13 protein-coding genes and 1 pseudogene are annotated in these 18,879 nt (G+C 61.5%); 10 read left to right on the top strand and 4 right to left on the bottom strand.

Annotation, left to right across the window (positions count from 1 at the left end; translation table 11 throughout):
* The first annotated feature begins 105 nt into the window (after positions 1 to 105).
* On the top strand, positions 106 to 552 hold the full coding sequence (locus tag B7P44_RS34765) for an AMP-binding protein (protein ID WP_157721144.1): 447 nt from the start codon (positions 106 to 108) through the stop codon (positions 550 to 552).
* A gap of 193 nt (positions 553 to 745) precedes the next feature.
* Entirely contained in the window at positions 746 to 1,324 is a 579-nt protein-coding gene (locus tag B7P44_RS34760; RefSeq protein ID WP_084910587.1) for a DUF4337 domain-containing protein, read from the top strand.
* 536 nt (positions 1,325 to 1,860) lie between these two features.
* Here B7P44_RS34760 and B7P44_RS34755 read toward each other — a convergent pair.
* From B7P44_RS34755 to B7P44_RS34745, 3 genes and pseudogenes are all read right to left on the bottom strand, one after another.
* Entirely contained in the window at positions 1,861 to 2,181 is a 321-nt protein-coding gene (locus tag B7P44_RS34755) for a type II toxin-antitoxin system RelE/ParE family toxin (RefSeq protein WP_084910585.1), read from the bottom strand.
* Positions 2,178 to 2,447, bottom strand: a complete 270-nt coding sequence (locus B7P44_RS34750) for a ribbon-helix-helix domain-containing protein (protein WP_084910583.1) — start codon at positions 2,445 to 2,447, stop codon at positions 2,178 to 2,180. The genes B7P44_RS34755 and B7P44_RS34750 overlap by 4 nt, the downstream gene beginning before the upstream one ends.
* 276 nt (positions 2,448 to 2,723) lie before the next feature.
* Positions 2,724 to 2,858, bottom strand: a pseudogene (locus B7P44_RS34745) (transposase); the annotation flags it as partial.
* An 87-nt stretch (positions 2,859 to 2,945) separates the two neighbouring features.
* Between B7P44_RS34745 and B7P44_RS36990 the strand changes: the two are divergent.
* The 4 genes from B7P44_RS36990 to B7P44_RS34730 all read left to right on the top strand — a co-directional run bounded on the left by B7P44_RS36990 (position 2,946) and on the right by B7P44_RS34730 (position 6,450).
* Positions 2,946 to 3,449 (top strand): hypothetical protein, encoded by a 504-nt coding sequence (locus B7P44_RS36990; protein ID WP_133117996.1) that lies wholly within the window; start codon positions 2,946 to 2,948, stop codon positions 3,447 to 3,449.
* A 168-nt stretch (positions 3,450 to 3,617) separates the two neighbouring features.
* The gene (locus B7P44_RS36985; RefSeq protein ID WP_167389843.1) at positions 3,618 to 4,085 is read left to right on the top strand and encodes a hypothetical protein; all 468 of its coding nucleotides are present in this window, start codon (positions 3,618 to 3,620) and stop codon (positions 4,083 to 4,085) included.
* Complete coding sequence (locus tag B7P44_RS36980; protein ID WP_133117998.1) at positions 4,051 to 4,518, top strand: hypothetical protein; 468 nt, start codon at positions 4,051 to 4,053, stop codon at positions 4,516 to 4,518. Before B7P44_RS36985 ends, B7P44_RS36980 begins: the two co-directional genes overlap by 35 nt.
* A 42-nt stretch (positions 4,519 to 4,560) precedes the next feature.
* Entirely contained in the window at positions 4,561 to 6,450 is a 1,890-nt protein-coding gene (locus tag B7P44_RS34730) for a coiled-coil domain-containing protein (protein ID WP_084910577.1), read from the top strand.
* A 329-nt stretch (positions 6,451 to 6,779) separates the two neighbouring features.
* On the opposite strand, the gene B7P44_RS34720 is transcribed toward B7P44_RS34730, so the two are convergent.
* Positions 6,780 to 7,034 carry a phage integrase family protein gene (locus tag B7P44_RS34720; protein WP_084910575.1) on the bottom strand — a complete coding sequence of 85 codons (255 nt, stop codon included), beginning with the start codon at positions 7,032 to 7,034 and terminating at the stop codon, positions 6,780 to 6,782.
* Positions 7,035 to 7,361: 327 nt separating this feature from the next.
* Between B7P44_RS34720 and B7P44_RS34715 the strand changes: the two genes are divergently transcribed.
* The 4 genes from B7P44_RS34715 (at position 7,362) to B7P44_RS34695 (ending at position 18,878) form a co-directional block, all read left to right on the top strand.
* Positions 7,362 to 15,647: a two-partner secretion domain-containing protein gene (locus B7P44_RS34715; RefSeq protein WP_084910573.1), complete on the top strand. Its 8,286-nt coding sequence runs from the start codon at positions 7,362 to 7,364 to the stop codon at positions 15,645 to 15,647.
* A gap of 310 nt (positions 15,648 to 15,957) precedes the next feature.
* Positions 15,958 to 17,718 (top strand): ShlB/FhaC/HecB family hemolysin secretion/activation protein, encoded by a 1,761-nt coding sequence (locus B7P44_RS34705; RefSeq protein ID WP_084910569.1) that lies wholly within the window; start codon positions 15,958 to 15,960, stop codon positions 17,716 to 17,718.
* Between the two features lie 95 nt (positions 17,719 to 17,813).
* Positions 17,814 to 18,458 (top strand): CsgG/HfaB family protein, encoded by a 645-nt coding sequence (locus tag B7P44_RS34700; protein WP_084910567.1) that lies wholly within the window; start codon positions 17,814 to 17,816, stop codon positions 18,456 to 18,458.
* A 48-nt stretch (positions 18,459 to 18,506) separates the two neighbouring features.
* On the top strand, positions 18,507 to 18,878 hold the full coding sequence (locus B7P44_RS34695; protein WP_084910722.1) for a DUF4810 domain-containing protein: 372 nt from the start codon (positions 18,507 to 18,509) through the stop codon (positions 18,876 to 18,878).
* Position 18,879: the final 1 nt, after the last annotated feature.

Genomic DNA, 18,879 nt, shown 5'->3' with positions numbered 1-18,879 from the left:
AATCCGGCGGACGGGAAAATTCCCCGGGTCGGCTTGCAATCGACCATCATCGACTGCCTCGATTTGCATTGATCCCGATCCCTGCATCGGCCAGTGTTCAGTTTCGTGAACGACAACGAGGAAGCGACGGTTTCGTTCGCCGAGCCGGCTTCCCGCGTCGATGCGATCGCCGCCAGATGGGCGGCGATCGCCCGTCGTGGCAGCCGCGTGCTGCTGGTGTTCCAGCCGGGGCTAGAATTCATTGCGTCTTTTCATGCGTGCTTGCGGGCGGGCATGATCGCGGTCCCGAACTACCCACCGGGAAAAAACGCGAAGCGCTTCGCACCGATGCCCGGCGTGATGACGGATTGCCACCCGGCGTTGATCCTGACGGCCGAGTGCATGCGTTCGACGCTGGCGGGCCGTCTCGACGGCTCGGGCGCCGACGCGGATTTGAAGGTGGTGTCAAGCGATGCGATCCCGACGACGATGCAATCCGGGTTCGAGCCGGGCATGCCCGAGGCCGGTGATATCGCGCTGATCTGGTTTAAACATACAAGACGTTTCTTGTAGCCAATTTGGCAAGTGAGTTTTCTTTTATCTGAGTGGCGCGCAAATTGGGGGCACCGCTGTGACGCACGCTTGTTCGGTGCCTGGGGCATCGAATGTCGAGCGGATAGTGGGCTCGGGCGTTGCTCGAATTCGCCCTAGTGCCGGATAATCGCCGCATTATCCCGACAAAACGCGTATCACGCGGATACCCCGGATGTCTGACGAATACGAAGTTCATGGCCCTCACGACCATGCGGTGGAACATCACGCGGCTCACGGTGGCGATCAAGGTACGTCGCGCATCGCGGTGCTGACGGCCGTGCTTGCCTGTTTCGGCGCGATATCTGCCTATCAGAGCGGTGCCGACGAGAGCCTCGCGCTGCTGTACAAGAATGACGCTGCGATCCGGAAAACCGAGGCTGCGAACCAATGGGCCTACTATCAGGCGAAGGGCAATAAGCAGAACCTCGCCGAACTCGGTGCGGCGTTGAGCCCGGAGACGTCGCCGCAGCGGAAGCGGTTCGAGGCGGACGCCGCGCGATACCGCACCGACAAGGAACCGATCCGGGCACGTGCCGAGGCGCTCGAAAAGGAAGTCGAAAAGAACAACGCGGCGAGCGAGGAGCGGATGCACCGGCACCATCGATGGTCGCAGGCGACGACCGTCATCCAGATCTCGATCGCACTTGCGGCGATCACGATTCTCACGCGGCGGTCATGGATGCAGGGCCTGTCGATCGGCGTGGCCGCGATTGGCATCGTGATGGCGGGGTTGGCATTCTTTGGCGTTTGATTGACGGCGAGGCCGTCGCAGTCCTGTCGTATCGCGCCCGTGTATGCGCGAGGTCACGCGCGCATCAGGGCTGATCGCGGAGGATTGGCACGCGACAGGGTTCTGGGGAGTATCTGTCGTAGATCGTAGCTAGGGGTCGCGGAGCACGCGCGACCAACGATTTCCGCCGAGGGCTTGGGATTAAAATTCCGCAAAATGCGGACACGGGCACTGTGCAAACGCGTACGAGCTTGCGACCTAAATTTCGCATAATTGTATCTGGCGCAATTTTGCTGGTGTCGGATTTGTATTGAGTCGACCGCTGAGGAAGTCTCGCGCGCCGGCGCGTCGTGATTGACAGGTCCGCATTGCGTGTGTGACCAACGCCGTCACCTTTGCACTTGCAAAGTCCAGGTGGACGATCGGCCGGGGGCGAGAACGGAGTGGCGCGGCTGGCAAGAAGCCGTCGATGTCTTACCGGGTCCACCAATCACCGTAAGCAGTTCACTTTTCTCCCACGAGCCGCGTAAGGTACTTCGCGAGCTTGCGCCGGCGGATCAATCGTCGAAACTGGCGCGGAAATCCGCGACGTAATCCTGGCCGCCATAGTAGACGCCGAGGATCGCGACCTGGTCGCCGCTGATCCGATACGCGATCACGGTGCGACTGCGGTAATGCGTGACGCGCAGGCCATTGAGCAGGTCATCGCGCGGCACGCCGTGGGCGGGGAAGCGCGCGAGCTGCTCGCAGAAAGTGACAATCGCGTCGACGTACTCGGCCGGGGTGCGCGGCGCGCCGGCGGCGATCGCGTCCTCGAGCGCGGCCAGTTGGTCGTGCGCCTCCGGGGAGAAGACGACGCGGTAGCTCGGGGCGCTCAACGCGACGACGCGCGCCGTTTGGCGAGCGGCGCGCGGACGTCGGCCACCAACAGCGCGCGCGACGGATCCGCGTCGAGCGCGTCGGCCGCCGGCACGCCGGTCTCGCGCAGCCACGCATCGACTGCCCGGTCGCGTGCAGCGAGCGCGCGCAACGCGTCGCGGATCACTTCCGACTCGGTCGCATAGGCACCGCTGGCGACCCGCTGCCGCACGCCGTCGGCCATCTCGTTCGGGAGCGTGATGCTCATTTGCTGGGTGGTGCGCATGGCGACCCTCCTCTTCCAATTGGATTTAATCCCACTCCATCCTCGTCGCGCCGTCACGGACTGTGGTTTGCCGGGTGCGTGCCGGGTGGGCAGAAGTGCGGCACGGGGCATGAATAAGGTACGCGCAAATTCCAGTCATAAGCTCTGAAGTTATGGGAATGCGTGCACTTGTTCGTGAATCGACATAAGCGAGCTACCGCTCGCGGTCGCGTGTAGCAAACGCCTGAACGAATTGCCGGGCTCGCTGCACTTCGTAGTCGTTGGGGGTAGGTTGAACTGATGCGGATTCACGCCGTGCTGGCGCGCGACCATCGATACGGATTTCCCCGGTTCGAAACTCTCGCGAACCATCGCCAGCTTTTGATCCGATGTCCAATGTCGGCGACGCTCCGGGCCCGTCGACACTTCCATCACTTCCTGCCCGGCGTTTCAGGTGCCTGCCCTACCATCCGCGCATTGTTTCGGTTTCGGTGACCAATTTTCCTATTGAAAATAAAAATGCATGAGATGGATTGTGCCAACGTTATAGGCCGAGAAAATGACTTATTCCTCTCGATTTATTGGGCATTGGATACAAAAATGCGAAGTGTTGATGGTCATGGATTTATCAAATCGGAGATCGTGATGAAAAAAATAAGGACGATATCGGTTTTTATTTTCGTGGGTGCAATTTTCCTTGGCGTGGAAGGCGCGAACGCGCAATGCAGTAAGGCCGTGACTGGTCGATGTACTGTGGATGAGTGCAATAACAGGCATACCAAACAGGTAATTGAGTGTTCGGACAACTTGGTGCCGATCAATTGTTCCGGAAAGACAGGAAATGTGGATCGTCAAAAATTTGCAAAAATGAATCTGAGCTGTCTTGATGCTCGTCGATATACGTCACACTGCTTTGATAAGACGAACGATGCGCATAAAAATTTGATCAATCAATTGAAGAGGGCGATTTTATCCTGTGGTGCCAAAGTGCCGGATAATCCTTACGAGGGTGGCCGCCCTTAGGCCAATTCGCTGAATTTCAACGATACGAACCTGACGCGGATTCGTGGATGAGCACCACTTTTGCCTGAATTTGACATGGGTGATGCTGATCCGAGGCGCGCGATCTCCGTATGGAGATTACGTAATCCTGTGGTGGGATATGGGGAATCTAAAATGGCTGGAGGCATCATGTCGATCGAGCGCGTTTCGAAATTGATTTGCTATGCGATTTGGTTTTTTACAACGTCATCCGTGGCTGTGGAGCCAGCACCGAACCATTCGTCAACGCAGAACGAAGTGGCTGCTTACCAGGTCATGATAGACCGCGCAAAAGCCACGCATTTGAAAGTGGATAGCCAAGCGGCATGCCTGTCGAGCTACAAGATGGATTTGATCAAGGACAGGGATGGGTGGCAGGCTGATCTTGGCGAAAGCATTAGGAAAATATCGGCCTTGGAATCGGATATTGCAAGATACAAGGCGGAATATGACGGCTATGTCGGTGAACATAATTCTGCATCCGCGGCGCTGGGCGATGCCAGGGCTGCATTGAATAAGGCAGAGCGCGATAGGCTGGAGGCCGCAAAAAAAATATTCGGCATGTGTGAGTTTGGCGGCAACGTTGGGTGGCGGGGGGCTGGGTTGCGCGATTTATAAGATAGGTGAAGACAATAAATTAAGCGGCAATATTGCCGCGGCGGAAAAAAGAGTCAGCGCTGCCGAAGTGAACCTGAATGCGGCCCGGCAAAGAATGGATCAGAGCAGGGTGACCCTGGACCTGGAGCAGAAAAAGCAGGAGGTTGCGTTGGCTTCCAAGAAGGAAGTCGAACGCGGGATCTCCAGAGTGGCGGAGATGATTTATCGCCTCAACGAAGTCAGTCAGCAGCTGATGAAAATGGCTGATGAATTTAAAGATCAACTCAAGGAGGCGATGGAAGTCGATGTGGGTGATGGCCGTGCTCGAAGTGCAAGAATGGCAGACGATATCGAGAGGAAATTTTATGCATCGTATGCGACGCTGAATGCAATCGTTGCAGGTGCTAAATCAGACTTGCCATTGAATGTAGTGAATCGCTGTGCCGTACATTGAAGACGATGTTAATCATTGCAGTCAATTCGAAAGGAGAACGTTGTGGCAAATCCGACTAATTTCACAAACCGGGCCGAGCAGATCAACAGGGCGATCGAAGACGAGGTTGCTGCTATTCGCGCGGCGGGCACCTGGCAATTTCCGGCACGCGACGCTCGAATAGTCTCGTGTTACGTCAACAAGATAGAAGGTGCGTATGACGTCGAACGCGCGAAAAGAGACACCGACAACGCGATTGATCTTCTCTATATCGCGTACAACACCACGCCTCAGGAAGAGGGGGACATCCGCGTCAAGATCAGCGGAATCATGGACAATCTGATCCAGGCACAGCAGAAGAGCCAGCGCACGATGGACGAGGCGATGCGGACGGCCGATCACGTTCTGTTGTTGTTGAAGAACACCTTGCCGGACTGGGGCGACGCCAAGGACGACAGTGACGTGGCCGCCGCGGTGAAGGCATTTGCCGGCAGCGATTTGCTCGACGTGGTCAAGAAGGTCCGCGGGAAGGCCTTGGATCTCAACGCGAAACTCAATCTGATCGCGAAGGACTACGACGACATCATTCTCCAAACGACCGAAGCGACGTCGAACAGCGAGGTGGTGCTCGGTCGACGCTTGAAGAATAAGGACAAGATCGAAAAGGAGATTCGCGAGACGAATGCGGAGCGGGAACGTCTGGACTCCCTCGTCAAAGACCTGCAGGAGGATGTCATTCGATTCGACAAACTGGCACGGGACTACGAGGCGCGAGCCAATACGGCGGAGGAACGCGCATTCATCATGCAGATCGTCAAAGTCGGGGCTCAGATGGTTTCCTCGGTCATTCCGGCCGTTGCGATGGCCTTCTCCGGCGGTTCCATGGGATCGGCTCTCGGGAGCGCTGCGCGCATTACGTCTGGCGAGACGACTGGACCCAAGGTCGCGGATAACACGAAGGAAGCCATCAAGACCCGGGAAGACATATCCAGGGCAAAGGCGGATCGCGAGAAAGCCGACGCGAAGGTCAAGGAGGCGCAGACTCAGATCGTCGCCGTGCGCAAATCGCTGCGTGAGGCGGAGGGCGTTGCCGAGAGCGGTGACACCGACCTGGACGAAGCACAACCCGGAGAGGATGTCGACAAAGAAAGTGACAGTGGGGCCGTCAGGGAAATCAAGGGCCGGCTGAAGAAGGCGAAAAGCGAGTTGGAGAAGAATCAGGCGAAGTCCGACAAGCTGGCCGCCAGCCTGGCTGCGCTGCAGGCATCGCTGGATGCCTTGTCGCAGGGCCTGGGTGAACTCTCGCAGGAACAGAAGGACAGTGCGGCCAGCCTGCGAGAGATCCAGATGAAGATGCTCGATAAAGCCGAGTCTTATGAGAAGGAGCGACGCACGCAGGCGGCGGAACTCGTCAAGATCAATGCGTTGTTGACGGGCAAGCGCACGGAGGAGGAAACCATCCAGCTTGCGATCAGGTCGCTGAACATCAGCCTGAGCGCGCTGAAGCGTACCAAGGAGATCGTCGTCGAGATCGCTTTCTTCTTCAAGTCGTTCGCGGACTTCATGGACCAGATCTCGAGGGAGGCTGACCTGGGCATCGAATTGCTGGGAACGGCGGCAGAGAAGAAAAAGATTGGCGCGAGCAGCCTCGCCAATTTGATCGAGTTCACGGATGCGTTCTTCCTGAAGCAGGCCGGTGAATGGCACGCCACCTACGTCGTGTCGGAGAAATTCAACGCGTGTTTCAGCTCCGGCTGGACGAAGCTGAACAAATTGACCGGGAGATACATCACGGGCGACGAACTCAGGTCTTATCTCGAAACCGCCGCTGCAAGGTTGCGGGTAATTGCTGAGGAGTATGAAGTAGCGGCAAGGAACAAGATCGCCAATCTCGACCGGTATCGCAAGGAACTGCGCGGCGATAGCGGGGCGGAGGCGACGAAGACCGCATGAGCGTGCGTGCGAGCCACCCTGGCGGCGCTTTCCCCCGCCAGGGTGCCGGGAGCGGTCGGTTGCCGCCGTGCGTGTTTGGCGCGGCGGTATCCAAGGCGGCGCTGCGCGCCCACGCGTCACGTGCGCTGGCCCCGGGGCGCCGAATTGATCATGGTGCGCGACAATCTGCGCCATTTATCGATCTCGACGACGTCGACCTATCTGCATAGCGACGAGGTGCAGCGAGCTCGGCAGTTCGATCAGGTGTTTAGCTCACTGGATTTTGAGTAGTAGGTCGCCGGCTAACGGCATTTGAAGCATAAGCGCGAGAGATTTCACAACTTCAAAGCTTATGACAGGAATTTGCGCTTACCTTGCTCATATCCCAGCACCGTGCGATACCAGCGCCGACGCCGCTCGCGGAGCAGCGCGAGCAGGTCGGCAAACGTCGCGACGTCGGTGGCCGCGAGCCGCGCAACGAGTTGGGGTACGACTTGGCCATCGAGCGCGTGCTCGGGCTGCGGCGCCTCGACGGGACTCGCCGCCATCCGTGCGAGCGCCGCGCCCTGCCGTTCGCTCAGCTGGCGATTGCGCGCGATCTTCATTTGACACCTGCGCGGCGCCGCGGCGGTGACAACTTTATTGGCGACTTCAACAAAGCAATTTCGTCAACGCGTGCCTTGAAGTTCGAATTAGATTCCGCCGTGCATACTTTCTGCGAGTGCCTGGTTTTGATCCTCGTAGAATCCGCGCAAACAAGTCGGTCATCACATTCGCCTTCATGCATCGCCTGGTATTGGAGGATCGTCAATCAGACAAGTTAGATTTTGCTTTTTCCGTGTAGTTTACGAAACACCCTTCAATTCATAGCGCATTCCGTTCGGTGTCCGGGGTTACGGTTCACAGCTCGATCAAGCAGCAGTACAAGAGCGATGAACAGAGAGACCTACCGTCTGGTGTACTCCGGACTCCGGGGAATGGCGGTGGCGGTTGCGGAGACGGCAATCGCTGCGGGGAAGTCGGCCGGCGGCGCAACGCGCGCACGTCGGCGTGGCAGGTTGCGCGGCATTGCGGCGGCGGCTGCGACGCTGCTTGGCGCGGCGCCGGGGATCGCGCCCGCGCAAATCGCGCCGACGCCCGGTACGCCGACGCACGTGATCCAGACGCCAAACGGTCTCCCGCAAGTCAACATTGCCGCGCCGAGCGGAGCGGGCGTTTCGGTCAATACGTATAACCAGTTCGATGTCCAGAAACCCGGCGCGATCCTGAACAACTCGCCGACGATGGTCCAGACGCAGCAAGGCGGGATGATCAATGGCAATCCTAACTTCGGGCCAGGGCAGGCGGCACGGATCATCGTCAACCAGGTTAACAGCACGGCGGCATCCCGGTTGCGCGGCCATGTCGAGATTGCCGGCAACCGGGCCGAAGTCGTGCTGGCGAACCCTGCCGGCATCGTCGTGGACGGCGGGGGCTTCATCAACACGAGCCGCGCGACCCTGACGACCGGCCTGCCGTACTACGGCGCGGATGGTTCGCTCGCGGGCTACCACGTCAACCGCGGCCTGATTGCGGTTCAGGGTGCCGGTCTCAACGCGTCGAACGTCGATCAGGTCGATTTGATCTCACGCGCCGTTCAGGTGAACGCTGCGATGTACGCCACGACCCTGAACGTCTTGACCGGCGCGAATCGGGTCGATCATCGCACGCTCGACGCGACCGCGATTCAGGGCGATGGTCCCGCGCCGGGCGTATCGATCGACGTCAGCCAACTGGGCGGGATGTATGCGGACAGAATCCACTTGGTCGGCACGGAACACGGCGTCGGCGTGAGCAATGCCGGCGTGCTCGCGGCGCAAGCAGGCGATCTGACGCTGCACGCGAACGGCCAGCTCGTGCTGACGGGCAGGACGAATGCGAGCGGCAATCTGAGCCTGTCCGCGCAGGACGGCATCCGGAACAGCGGCAAGACCTACGGTCAGCAGAACGTATCGGTCACGACCGGCGGCACGTTGTCGAACAGCGGCGCGCTGACCGCGCAGCGAAATCTGAGCCTGTCGGCCGGAACGGTTGCATCGAGCGGTTCGCTCGGTGCCGGCGTGAATCAGGATGGCGCGGTCAGTGGCCGTGGCGACCTGCGTGTCAGTGCTTCCGGCCGACTGCTGGCGACGGGCCAGAACGTCGCCGGCGGCGACGTTGCGTTGACCGGCGGCAGCATCGATCTGTCCGGCGCTAAAACGGCCGCGATGGCAAGCGTGACACTGCGCGCCGAAGCGGGCGACGTCGATCTCAGCGACGCGACAACGAGCGCGCAAGGCGAGATTCATGCCGATGCATCCGGTACGCTGCGCAACGACCATGGCACGCTGTCGAGTCAGGCCGGCACGACGATGCGCGCTGGCAGCCTGTTGAATCGGCGCGGCCGGATTTCCGCCGGCGGGCCGCTGACGATCGACACGTCGGGGCAGGTCGCGAATCAGGGCGGCATGCTCGTGACCAACGGCGCACTGGAATTGACCGCGGGCGACGTCATGAACAACGAGGGCACGATCCAGAGCGACGGTGCCCTGTCGATATCAGGCACATCGCTCGACAACACCGCGGGTCGCATCGTGTCACTGAACAGCGACGGGCTGTCGCTCACGACAACCGGCCAACTGACGAATGCAGGCCGCACAACTGCGACGGGCGCGCAAGGCGGCGTGATCGGCGGCAACGGCGACGTATCGGTGCAAGCCGGCTCAGTCGTCAATCGCGGGAGCGTGACGGCGATGCAGACGTTGCAGGTCGCGACTGCGTTGCTTGACAACCGTGAAGGCGCGATCGCAGCCGACCGGCTGAACGTGAAGGCCGCGAATCTGCAAAATGCGCACGGTAAGCTGACCCAGTACGGCGATCAGGCCACCGCGCTCGACGTGAGCGGCACGCTGGACAACTCGAACGGCGGCACGATCCAGACGAACGGCGTGGACCTGACGTTGGTGCCCTCGATGCTGAACAACGCAGGCGGCAAGATCGTCCATGCCGGAACCGGCACGCTCAAGCTTGCGCTGGCAGCCGGCACGCTGACGAACGTGGGCGGGACGATCGCAAGCCGCGGCGGGATCGCGTTGTCGGCCGACGCGCTCGACAATGCGGGCGGCACGCTTGAGGCGCTGGGCTCGGTTTCAGCTCGGATCGCAGGTGAACTGAACAACACGCGGGGCACGTTGACGGCCAACGGAGACATGACGCTCGACGCGGGCACGCTGACCAACACACAAGACGGCAGGCTGAGCGGAGCGAATGTCCGGATTCGTGCGGGTGGCGTCAACAACGATGGCGGCCGGGTCGCCAGCATCGCCGGCACTGGCGGCGACGTCGACATCGCGACGACGGGTGCGATCTCCAATGCAGACGGTCAGATTGGCGCCACGCGCAATCTTTCGGTAACGGCCGGCACGCTGTCCGGAGGCGGCGCATATAGCGCGGCAAGCAACCTGACGATGCACCTGCAAGGCGACTTTGCGAATACGCCCGACTACCGGTTCGACGCAGGGCACGACCTCGCATTCACGCTGCCCGGCACGTTCAGCAACACCGGCGGGTTGATGAGCGGGAACAATCTGAGCGTCGACGCGCGGGGCATCGTCAACCAAGGCGCGATGGCGGCGGGTGGCCTGTTGCGCACGAACTCGAACACGCTCGCGAACACCGGCACGTTGGTGGGCGGCAGCGTGTCGCTCGCAGCCGCTTCGAAGCTGGAGAATGTCGGCCCGACTGCGCTGATCGGCGCGTCGGACAGCAACGGCCTGCTCGAATTGCTGTCGCAGAACATCGAGAACCGCGACGACACGACGGCGACCGATACCCCCGCGCTGACCGCAATTTACGGCCTCGGCCGCATGGTGCTGGCGGGCGGCAAGGACGCGAGCGGTCATTACACGAACGCGGCGCGCATCTTCAACCGGTCGGGGCTGATCCAGTCGGACGGCGACATGGCGCTGCACGCGGACCTCGTGACGAACACCCGGCGCGAGATGAAGACGGCGTGGACCGATCAGGTCGATCCGGCGCTGCTCGAAAGCCTGGGCATCAGCCTGAGCGGCCGGACCGGACAGGTCGGGGTGAAGGACCCGGACAGCATCGGCGGCGTGTACATCGAACCGCCGCACGGTGGCGAGTACAACAGCACGTACCAGTACACGACCTATACGGGGAAGGCGCGGGCCAATGTGATCGCGCGGTTCAGCCCGCAGGCGCAGATCGTTTCCGGCGGGACGCTGGACGCGTCGTCGGTCGGCACGCTGCAGAACTACTGGAGCGCGGTGGCGGCGGCCGGCGACATCGCGATGCCCGGCACGCTCGACAACGACAGTTGGAGGGGCCAGGACGCCCCGCGCGTCGAGGTGACCTACACGGGACGCTACTGGTACCGCAATTACGACGGGAGCAAGTTCTGGAGCTATTCGTTCTGCAACGATGCGGGATGCAACGGGCCGGCGGACCTGAAACGCCATGGACTGCCGGACTACGCATCGCGCTTCGTATCGAACGGCACGCTGAGCGGTCCGGGCGTGAGCATCCACAATCCGGCCGGGAACGCGACCATTCCACCGATCGGGTTGCCGCCGGGCGTCGACATTGGCGCGGTGGGCGGCGGCATCGACAAGGTCATCGCGAGCGCAACGGCAGTTGACGTGCTGAAGCACCTGACGATTCCGCAGGGCGGGTTGTTCCATCCGAATCCGGCGCCGAACGCTCGCTACGTGATCGAGACGAATCCTGCGTTCACGAGCCAGCGGCGTTTCATGTCGAGCGACTACTACCTGCAACAGCTCGGACTGAATCCGGACCAAACGGAACGGCGGCTCGGCGACGGCTTCTACGAACAGTGGCTCGTGCGCAACCAGATCACGGCGCTGACAGGCAAGGCGGTGCTCGGGCCGTACACGGACGTGCAGGCGCTGTATGAATCGCTGCTCGGAGCCGGCGCGGCACTGGCGAAATCGCTCGACTTGCCGCTCGGGATTGGATTGTCCGTCGAACAGGTGTCGCAACTGACGGGCAACGTGGTGCTGATGGAAACGCGCGTCGTCGATGGGCAGTCGGTGCTCGTGCCCGTCGTCTATCTGGCGAAGGCCGATCAGCAGGACATGAGCAACGGGCCGCTGATCTCGGCCGGCAACATCGACCTGAAGGACGTGCAGTCGTTCACGAACAGCGGCACGATCAGGGCTTCGGGCAACATGTCGATCGACGGCAAGCAGATCGACAACCGCCACGGCATGCTGCAAAGCGGCGGCCACATGGCGCTGACGACACGGGGCGACGTCGATCTGACGTCGGCGAACGTGAAGGCGGGCAGCCTGCAATTACAGACTGGCGGCAATCTGCTTCTCGATACTGCTACGCAGACGCAGAAACAAGTCAATGCTGATGGCGCCACGCGCGTGACGACGACGCTCGGGTCGACAGCCCACATCGACGTCGCGGGCGACGCGGCAATCGGGACAGGCGGCGACTTCCGGCAGAACGCCGGTGCGTTGTCGGTAGGCGGCAACTTGGGGATGCAAATCAGCGGCGACTGGACGCTCGGCGCGCTGGAAGTAGGCGAGAAGAAAGTGGTCCAGCGTTCGAACGGTGTGTCGGATACCGACATCCGCAGTGCGGTGGGCAGCAGTGTGAAGGTCGGCGGCGCGTCGGCGATCGCGGTCGGCAGTGATCTGACGGCACACGGCGCGCAGATCGATCTTGGTGGTGGCGGCGCGATCGCGGCAGGCGGCACCGTGACGCTTGGGGCCGCGAGCGCAACGTCGACGGTGAACAGCAGCAGCGCCGGCAACGAGGGGAGCCGCAGCTATACGGAGACCTACCACACGTCGGATCAAAAGCTGACGGGCACGATGCTGACCGGTGGTGACAGCGTCGCAATCGTGGCGGGCAAGGATCTGAACGTGATCGGCAGCACGATCAGTCTGGAGAAAGGCAACGCGACGCTCGCGGCGGCCGGCGACGTGAATATCGGCGCGGCGACCGAGACGCACGAACTGAACGCACACGAGACGCATAGTCGCAGCGGCGTGGTGAGCGGATCGAAGGTTGCAAGCGGGATTGACCAGACGATGACGCTGAGCCGGGGCAGCCTGGTGTCAGCCGACGGCGTGACGATCGCGAGCGGCAAGGATCTCGAAATCCAGGGCAGCACGGTGGTCGGGACGAACGACGTGACGCTGAACGCGGCGCGCAACGCGACGATCACGACGACGCAGGATACGCTGCAATCGTCCAGCTACTACGAGAAGAAGGAATCGGGGTTGATGTCGGGCGGCGGGCTGTCGGTGTCGGTTGGCCGCAGTTCGCTGAAGACGACCAGCCAGTCGAATGAGATCACGAACAATGGCAGCACGATCGGCTCGCTGAACGGCAACCTGAGCATCAACGCGGGCAACGACCTGCACGTGACCGGCAGCGACCTGATCGCCGCGCAGAACATCAGCGGCACGGGCGCGAACGTGACGATCGATGCGGCGCAGAACGTGAGTCATCGCGGCCAGACGCAGGAAATCTCGAAGAGCGGCCTGACGCTGGCGTTGAAGGCGCCGGTGATCGACGCGGTGTCGAATGCGGTCGACCAGTCGCGCGCGGCGAGCAAGAGTCAGGACGGCCGGGCCTCGGCATTGCATGGAATGGCGGCGGCCAGCGCCGCATGGGATGCGAACCTTGCCGCAGGCGGCCTTGTCAACGATCTGGCGATGGGCAAGACGCCCCAATTCAAGGTCGAGGTCAGTCTCGGCAGCAGTCACAGCAAAAGCGCGTTCACCGAGAGCAGCGTGACGAACCGAGGCTCGAACGTGAGCGCGGGCGGTACGGCCGCGTACGTGGCGACCGGGAACGGCCAGCTGGCCAGCGGCAACGTGACGATCGCGGGTTCGAACGTAAGCGCGAACGACGTGATTCTGGCGGCGAAGCATCAGGTCAACATCATCAATACGACCGATACCGATTCGACACGCAGCACGAACGAATCGAAGAGCGCGAGCGTGGGCGTGTCGGTCGGCACGGGTGGCTTCGGCGTATCGGCGGCGATGTCGAAGGCCAACGGCGACGGCAACAGCGATCTCGCGACGCAGAACAACAGCCATGTGAACGCCGCGAACAGCGTGACGATCCTGTCGGGCGGCGACACGAACATCATCGGGTCGAACGTCAGCGGGAATCAGGTGAATGCCGATGTGGGCGGGAACCTGAACATCGCCAGCGTGCAGGATACGTTGACGAGCGCCGCGCATCAGTCGAGTTCGGGCGTCGGAGTCAGCGTCAGCCAAGGCGGCGCTAGCGGGAGTTTCAGCCAGAGCAAGGGCAACGCGACGGGCAGCTATGCGGGCGTGAACGAGCAAGCGGGGATTCAGGCGGGAGACGGCGGGTTCAACATCAACGTCACGGGCAATACCGATCTGAAGGGGGCGGTGATCGCGAGCGATGCGGATGCGTCGAAGAACACGCTGGCGACGGGCTCACTCTCCTTCTCGGACATCCAGAATCAGTCGCACTACGATGCGAGCTCGAGCGGCTTCAGCGCAGGTGCGACGACCGGCGACGGCGGGATGAACTACAGCACGCATGGCAGCGCGTCGGGCAAGAACACAGGCGGTGCGTCGCCGATGCTGGGGCAGCACGAGAGCGGCAGCGATAGCGCGACAACGAAGAGCGGCGTGAGCGTGGGCACGGTCAAGATTACGGATTCAGCGAATCAAAAGCAGGACATGGCGAGCCTGAACCGGGATACGACGAACACGAACGGAACCGTATCGAAGCTGCCGGACATGCAGAACCTGCTGGACAGGCAGTCGGACATGATGTCGGCGGCGAGCGCGGCAGGTGAGGTGGTGTCGCGGCGGATTGGGGACTACGCCGACAAGATGGTGAAGGAGGCTGTCGCCAATGGCGACCAGACAGGCGTCGACGCGTGGAAGGAGGGTGGTGCGAATCGTGCGCTGATGCAGGGTGCGGGCGCGGCGCTGGTGACGGGGCTTGCTGGCGGGAATGCGGTCGGTGGTGCGGCTGGCGCGGCGATTGTGTCGATCGCGGCGGGCAAGCTCAATGAACTGAGCAGTGCGATCGCGGGTAGTGATCCGACCGGCAACGCCAATATGAATCAGGCGCTGGGCAACATCGTGGCGAATGCGCTGGCGACCGGTGCAGGTGGCCTCGTGGGCGGCAACGCTGGCGCGTTCTCGGGACACGACGTCGATCGGTTCAATCGGCAGTTGCATCCGGAAGAGAAGAAATGGATCAACGAAAGTGAATCGGCGTACGCGAAGAAATACGGTTTGACACTCGAGCAGGCGCATAACGAACTCACGACGCAGGCGAATTTGCAAGTGCAGAATGGCTCATCGGGTACCTGGAATCAACGCGCGAGTGACTTCCTGAGTCAGGCTCACGGCATGCTGACGGCCGATGGCAATAGCGGCCCGGGGTACATGTTCTATGCGACGCCGGAGCAGAAGGCGAATGTGGAGATGTACGCGAAGTACTATCCAAACGGCGTAGGGATGAATGTACCGGGAGGGCAGGCCATCACGGATTCGGTGAGCCGGGAGCAGGCGTATCGCGACGCGTATGCGAAGGGGACGTTGGGTGCGGCGGCGGGTGCGGTGACGATAGCGGTAGGTGGCCCGATAGCGGCGTTGCCGGGAGCGCCGATATTTAGTACGGGCGGGGTGTTGGGTTCGGGGGCGCTGGCGTCGCCGGTTGGGACCGGGGCGATCACGGCCGGTATCAACGCGGGCTCGCAGTATATCCAGAACGGCAGTATTGATCCGATCGGCGTGGCGGGAGCATTCGGTACGGGCGCAGCGGGTTCGTATGGGGGATTGCTGTGGAACGTGGGCGTGAATGCGATTGGCGGAGCGACGATGACTGCGCTCAATAATGTCCTGAACGGGAAAAATGAAAGTGTTGCGTTCGGTACAGTGGCCGGTGCGATCGCTTCGGTAGCCGGTTATGGGGCGGGCAAGTTTATTGGTTCGAGCTTCAATAATCTTTCGCGACCGACACTTAACGGAAATTCGGCATGGTCAAGTGTTGGACAGTGGGCTGGGTCATCGGGGTTGAATATATTTGGACCTAACAACTGGTCTGCCGTAGGTGCATCAATGGCCGGGAGCTTCGGAACTGAAGCGGCAGGTGCAGCGGCGAATGGGATAAAGAACCAAACGGAGCAAAGGAGATGATTCGTCTACTTTCATTCTTTGCGCTTTCCTTAGTCGTGTCGATCGCTTGCGTTGCGATTATCAAGATAGTAGTTGTGCTCATGGCTGAGGTCTTTTATCACGGAAATTACCAGTGGAGCCGCGAAGACATCCGTTTTGTGATGCTTCGTGGTTCGATCATGGGATTGGTATTTTGCGTGTTTGGCCTCATGCGATACCTTCGGGAAAAGAACGATCGATAATAAGTGCCTCGAAAATTAATAAATCGGCCGGCGCGGAAATAGGATTGGTATTCGAATGCGCCGCTAAGAGATTGCGACGAAAAATCATTATGAAGACCTCTTTCAGGCTGGTGGCACTACCGCTCGCCTTGGTATCACTCGCGCTCCACGCGCAGCAGCAGCGGCCAACCCCAGCCGAGGAAGCCGCGGCAGCCCGCGCCAACGCTGAACAAAACCGACAGGTTCAGCAGCAACACGAAGCGCAGCAGCGCAACGCAGTGGTACACGCTCCGTCATTGCGCTCGGAGGTGCCGCGCGTCGAAGCGTACCCCGTGTTGCCCGAGGAATCGTCTTGCTTCCGTATCGATCGCTTTGCTCTCGACGTTCCCGGCGCAGTGTCCGATGCAGTAAAGGCGCAAGGCGCGTCGACGCTGCCGCAGGATCGCTTCGCGTTTGCCCGCGAATGGCTTGAACACTACGTTGGGGCATGCGTGGGCAAGCAAGGGATCGACGTGCTCGTCAAGGGGCTGTCGCAAGCGATTCTGGCGCGCGGCTATATCACGACGCGCGTGTTGCTTCCCGAGCAGGATCTGTCCACCGGCACGCTGAACCTCGCCCTGATCCCCGGCGTGATCCGCCGCGTACATTTCGCCGACGAAAGACCGCGCGGCACCTGGAAATCCGCATTCCCGACTCGCGATGGCGACCTCCTTAACCTGCGGGCCCTCGAGCAAGGTCTCGAACAGATGAAGCGCGTATCGAGCCAGGACGTGTCGATGCAGATCGTCCCGGCCGACGTGCCGGGCGAAAGCGACGTCGTCCTCGACGTCAAGCGTGCGAAACCGTGGACGGTCGTCGCGTCGATCGACAACTCCGGCACGCGCGCGACCGGCAAGCTGCAAGGCAACCTGTCGCTCGGCATCGACAATCCGCTCGGCCTGAACGACATCTTCAACCTCGGCGTGAGCCAGGATCTCGAACTCGGCGACAAGCGGCTCGGCTCGCACGGCTGGAACGGCTTCTACTCGATCCCGTGGGGCTACTGGACCGCCACGCTGTCCGCATACACGAACAGTTACTACCAGCAGATCGCCGGCGTGAACCAGACCTTCGTCGCGAGCGGCAATTCGAAAACGGTCGACCTGAAGCTGCATCGCGTGCTCGCGCGCAGCCAGAACGACGTGTTCGGCATGCAGCTCCGGCTGTCGCGCCGCTTCGGCCGGAGCTTCATCGAAGACACCGAGATCCCGCAGCAACGCCGCAACAACACGTTCGTCGAAATCGGCCTGACCGATCGCCACTACTTCGGCGGCGCGCAACTCGACGGCACGCTCGCCTATCGTCAGGGCGTCGACTGGTTCGGCGCGCAGGACGACTCCCTTGCCCAGGGCGGCGGCCCGACATATCGCTACAAGATGGCGGTCCTCGACGCGAACCTGTCGATGCCGTTCGCGATCGCACGGCAACCGTTTCGCTACGTGACGACCTTCCACGGGCAATACACGGGCAACACGCTGTATTACATCGACGACCTGACGATCGGCAGCCGCTACACGGTGCGCGGCTTCGACGGCGAAACGATGCTGGCGGCCGCGCGCGGCTTCTACTGGCGCAATGAATTGCAGATGCCGGTCGGGCGGACGAGGCAGGCGATCTATGCGGGGCTGGACTACGGCCGCGTGTGGGGCCCGCAGCCGGTCGCGCTGGTCGGCACGCAGCTCGCGGGCGCGGTGATCGGCGTGAAGGGGAGCATGGCGACGCGTTTCGGCGCTTACGGGTACGACATGTTCGCCGGCACGCCGGTCTACAAGCCGTCGGAGTTCGAGACCGCGCGCGTTACGGTCGGATTTCAGTTGACGGCGCAATTCTGATGGTTTGAAGACGTTGAAACCCCAAAGGCTTTTTTTGGATTTTTTGTCAGGGAGGATTTGAAGTGTGGAGATATAAACGATATTTCCCGGCTGTCATGGCCGCGGCCGTGGTGGGGTTGGGCGGCTGCGCGACCGAATCGTCGCGCACGCTCGACGTGCCGGTCGTCAGCAGCGCGCAGCGCCCGTACACGGGCAAGCCGGTCGCGATCGCGGTCGGCAAGTTCGACAACCGTTCGAGCTATATGCGCGGCATCTTCTCGGACGGCATCGACCGCCTCGGCGGCCAGGCGAAGACGATCCTCGTCACGCGCCTGCAGCAGAGCCGCCGCTTCAACGTGCTCGATCGCGAGAACCTCGAGGAGATCAAGCAGGAAGCCGGCTTCATGAAGAAGGCGCAGGCGGTGAAGGGCGCGAACTACGTGGTGACGGGCGACGTGACCGAATTCGGCCGCAAGGACGTCGGCGATCACCAGCTGTTCGGCATCCTCGGCAACGGCAAGACGCAGGTCGCGTACGCGAAGGTCAACCTGAACATCGTCGACACGACGACGTCGGAAGTGATCGCATCGAGCCAGGGCGCGGGCGAATTCAGCCTGTCCAACCGCGAAATCATCGGCTTCGGCGGCACCGCGAGCTACGACTCGACGCTCAACGGCAAGGTGCTCGACCTCGCGATCCAGGAGGCCGTCAACCATCTCGTCGACCACGTCGACGCCGGCGCGCTGAAGCCGGCGAAGTAAGCGTCACGGCTTCACCGATTCACCACATCAACAAGAAGAGAAATGACCATGAAACGGGGTATCTGGCTGCCGGCAACGGCCGCCGCATTGCTGCTCGCGGGCTGCGCGGCGCCGACCACGCCGCCGCTCTATCAATGGAACGGCTACCAGCCGCAGGTGTACGAGTACTTCAAGGGCAAGACGTCGCCGCAGGAGCAGATCGACGCGCTCGAAAAGGCGCTGCAGCAGATCCGGGCGAAGGGCAACACGCCGCCGCCGGGCTTCCACGCGCATCTCGGGATGCTGTACGCGAGCGTCGGCAGCGAACAGCAGGCCGAACAGGAACTGCAGGCGGAGAAGCAGCTGTTTCCGGAATCGTCCGCTTACATGGATTTCCTGATGAAAAAGAAATCCGCTCCGCAGAAAACCACCCAACAGTGAC

Origin of the sequence: Burkholderia ubonensis subsp. mesacidophila (assembly GCF_002097715.1) — a bacterium.
GTDB lineage: Bacteria > Pseudomonadota > Gammaproteobacteria > Burkholderiales > Burkholderiaceae > Burkholderia > Burkholderia mesacidophila.
This window is presented reverse-complemented; position numbering and strand designations above follow the sequence as displayed.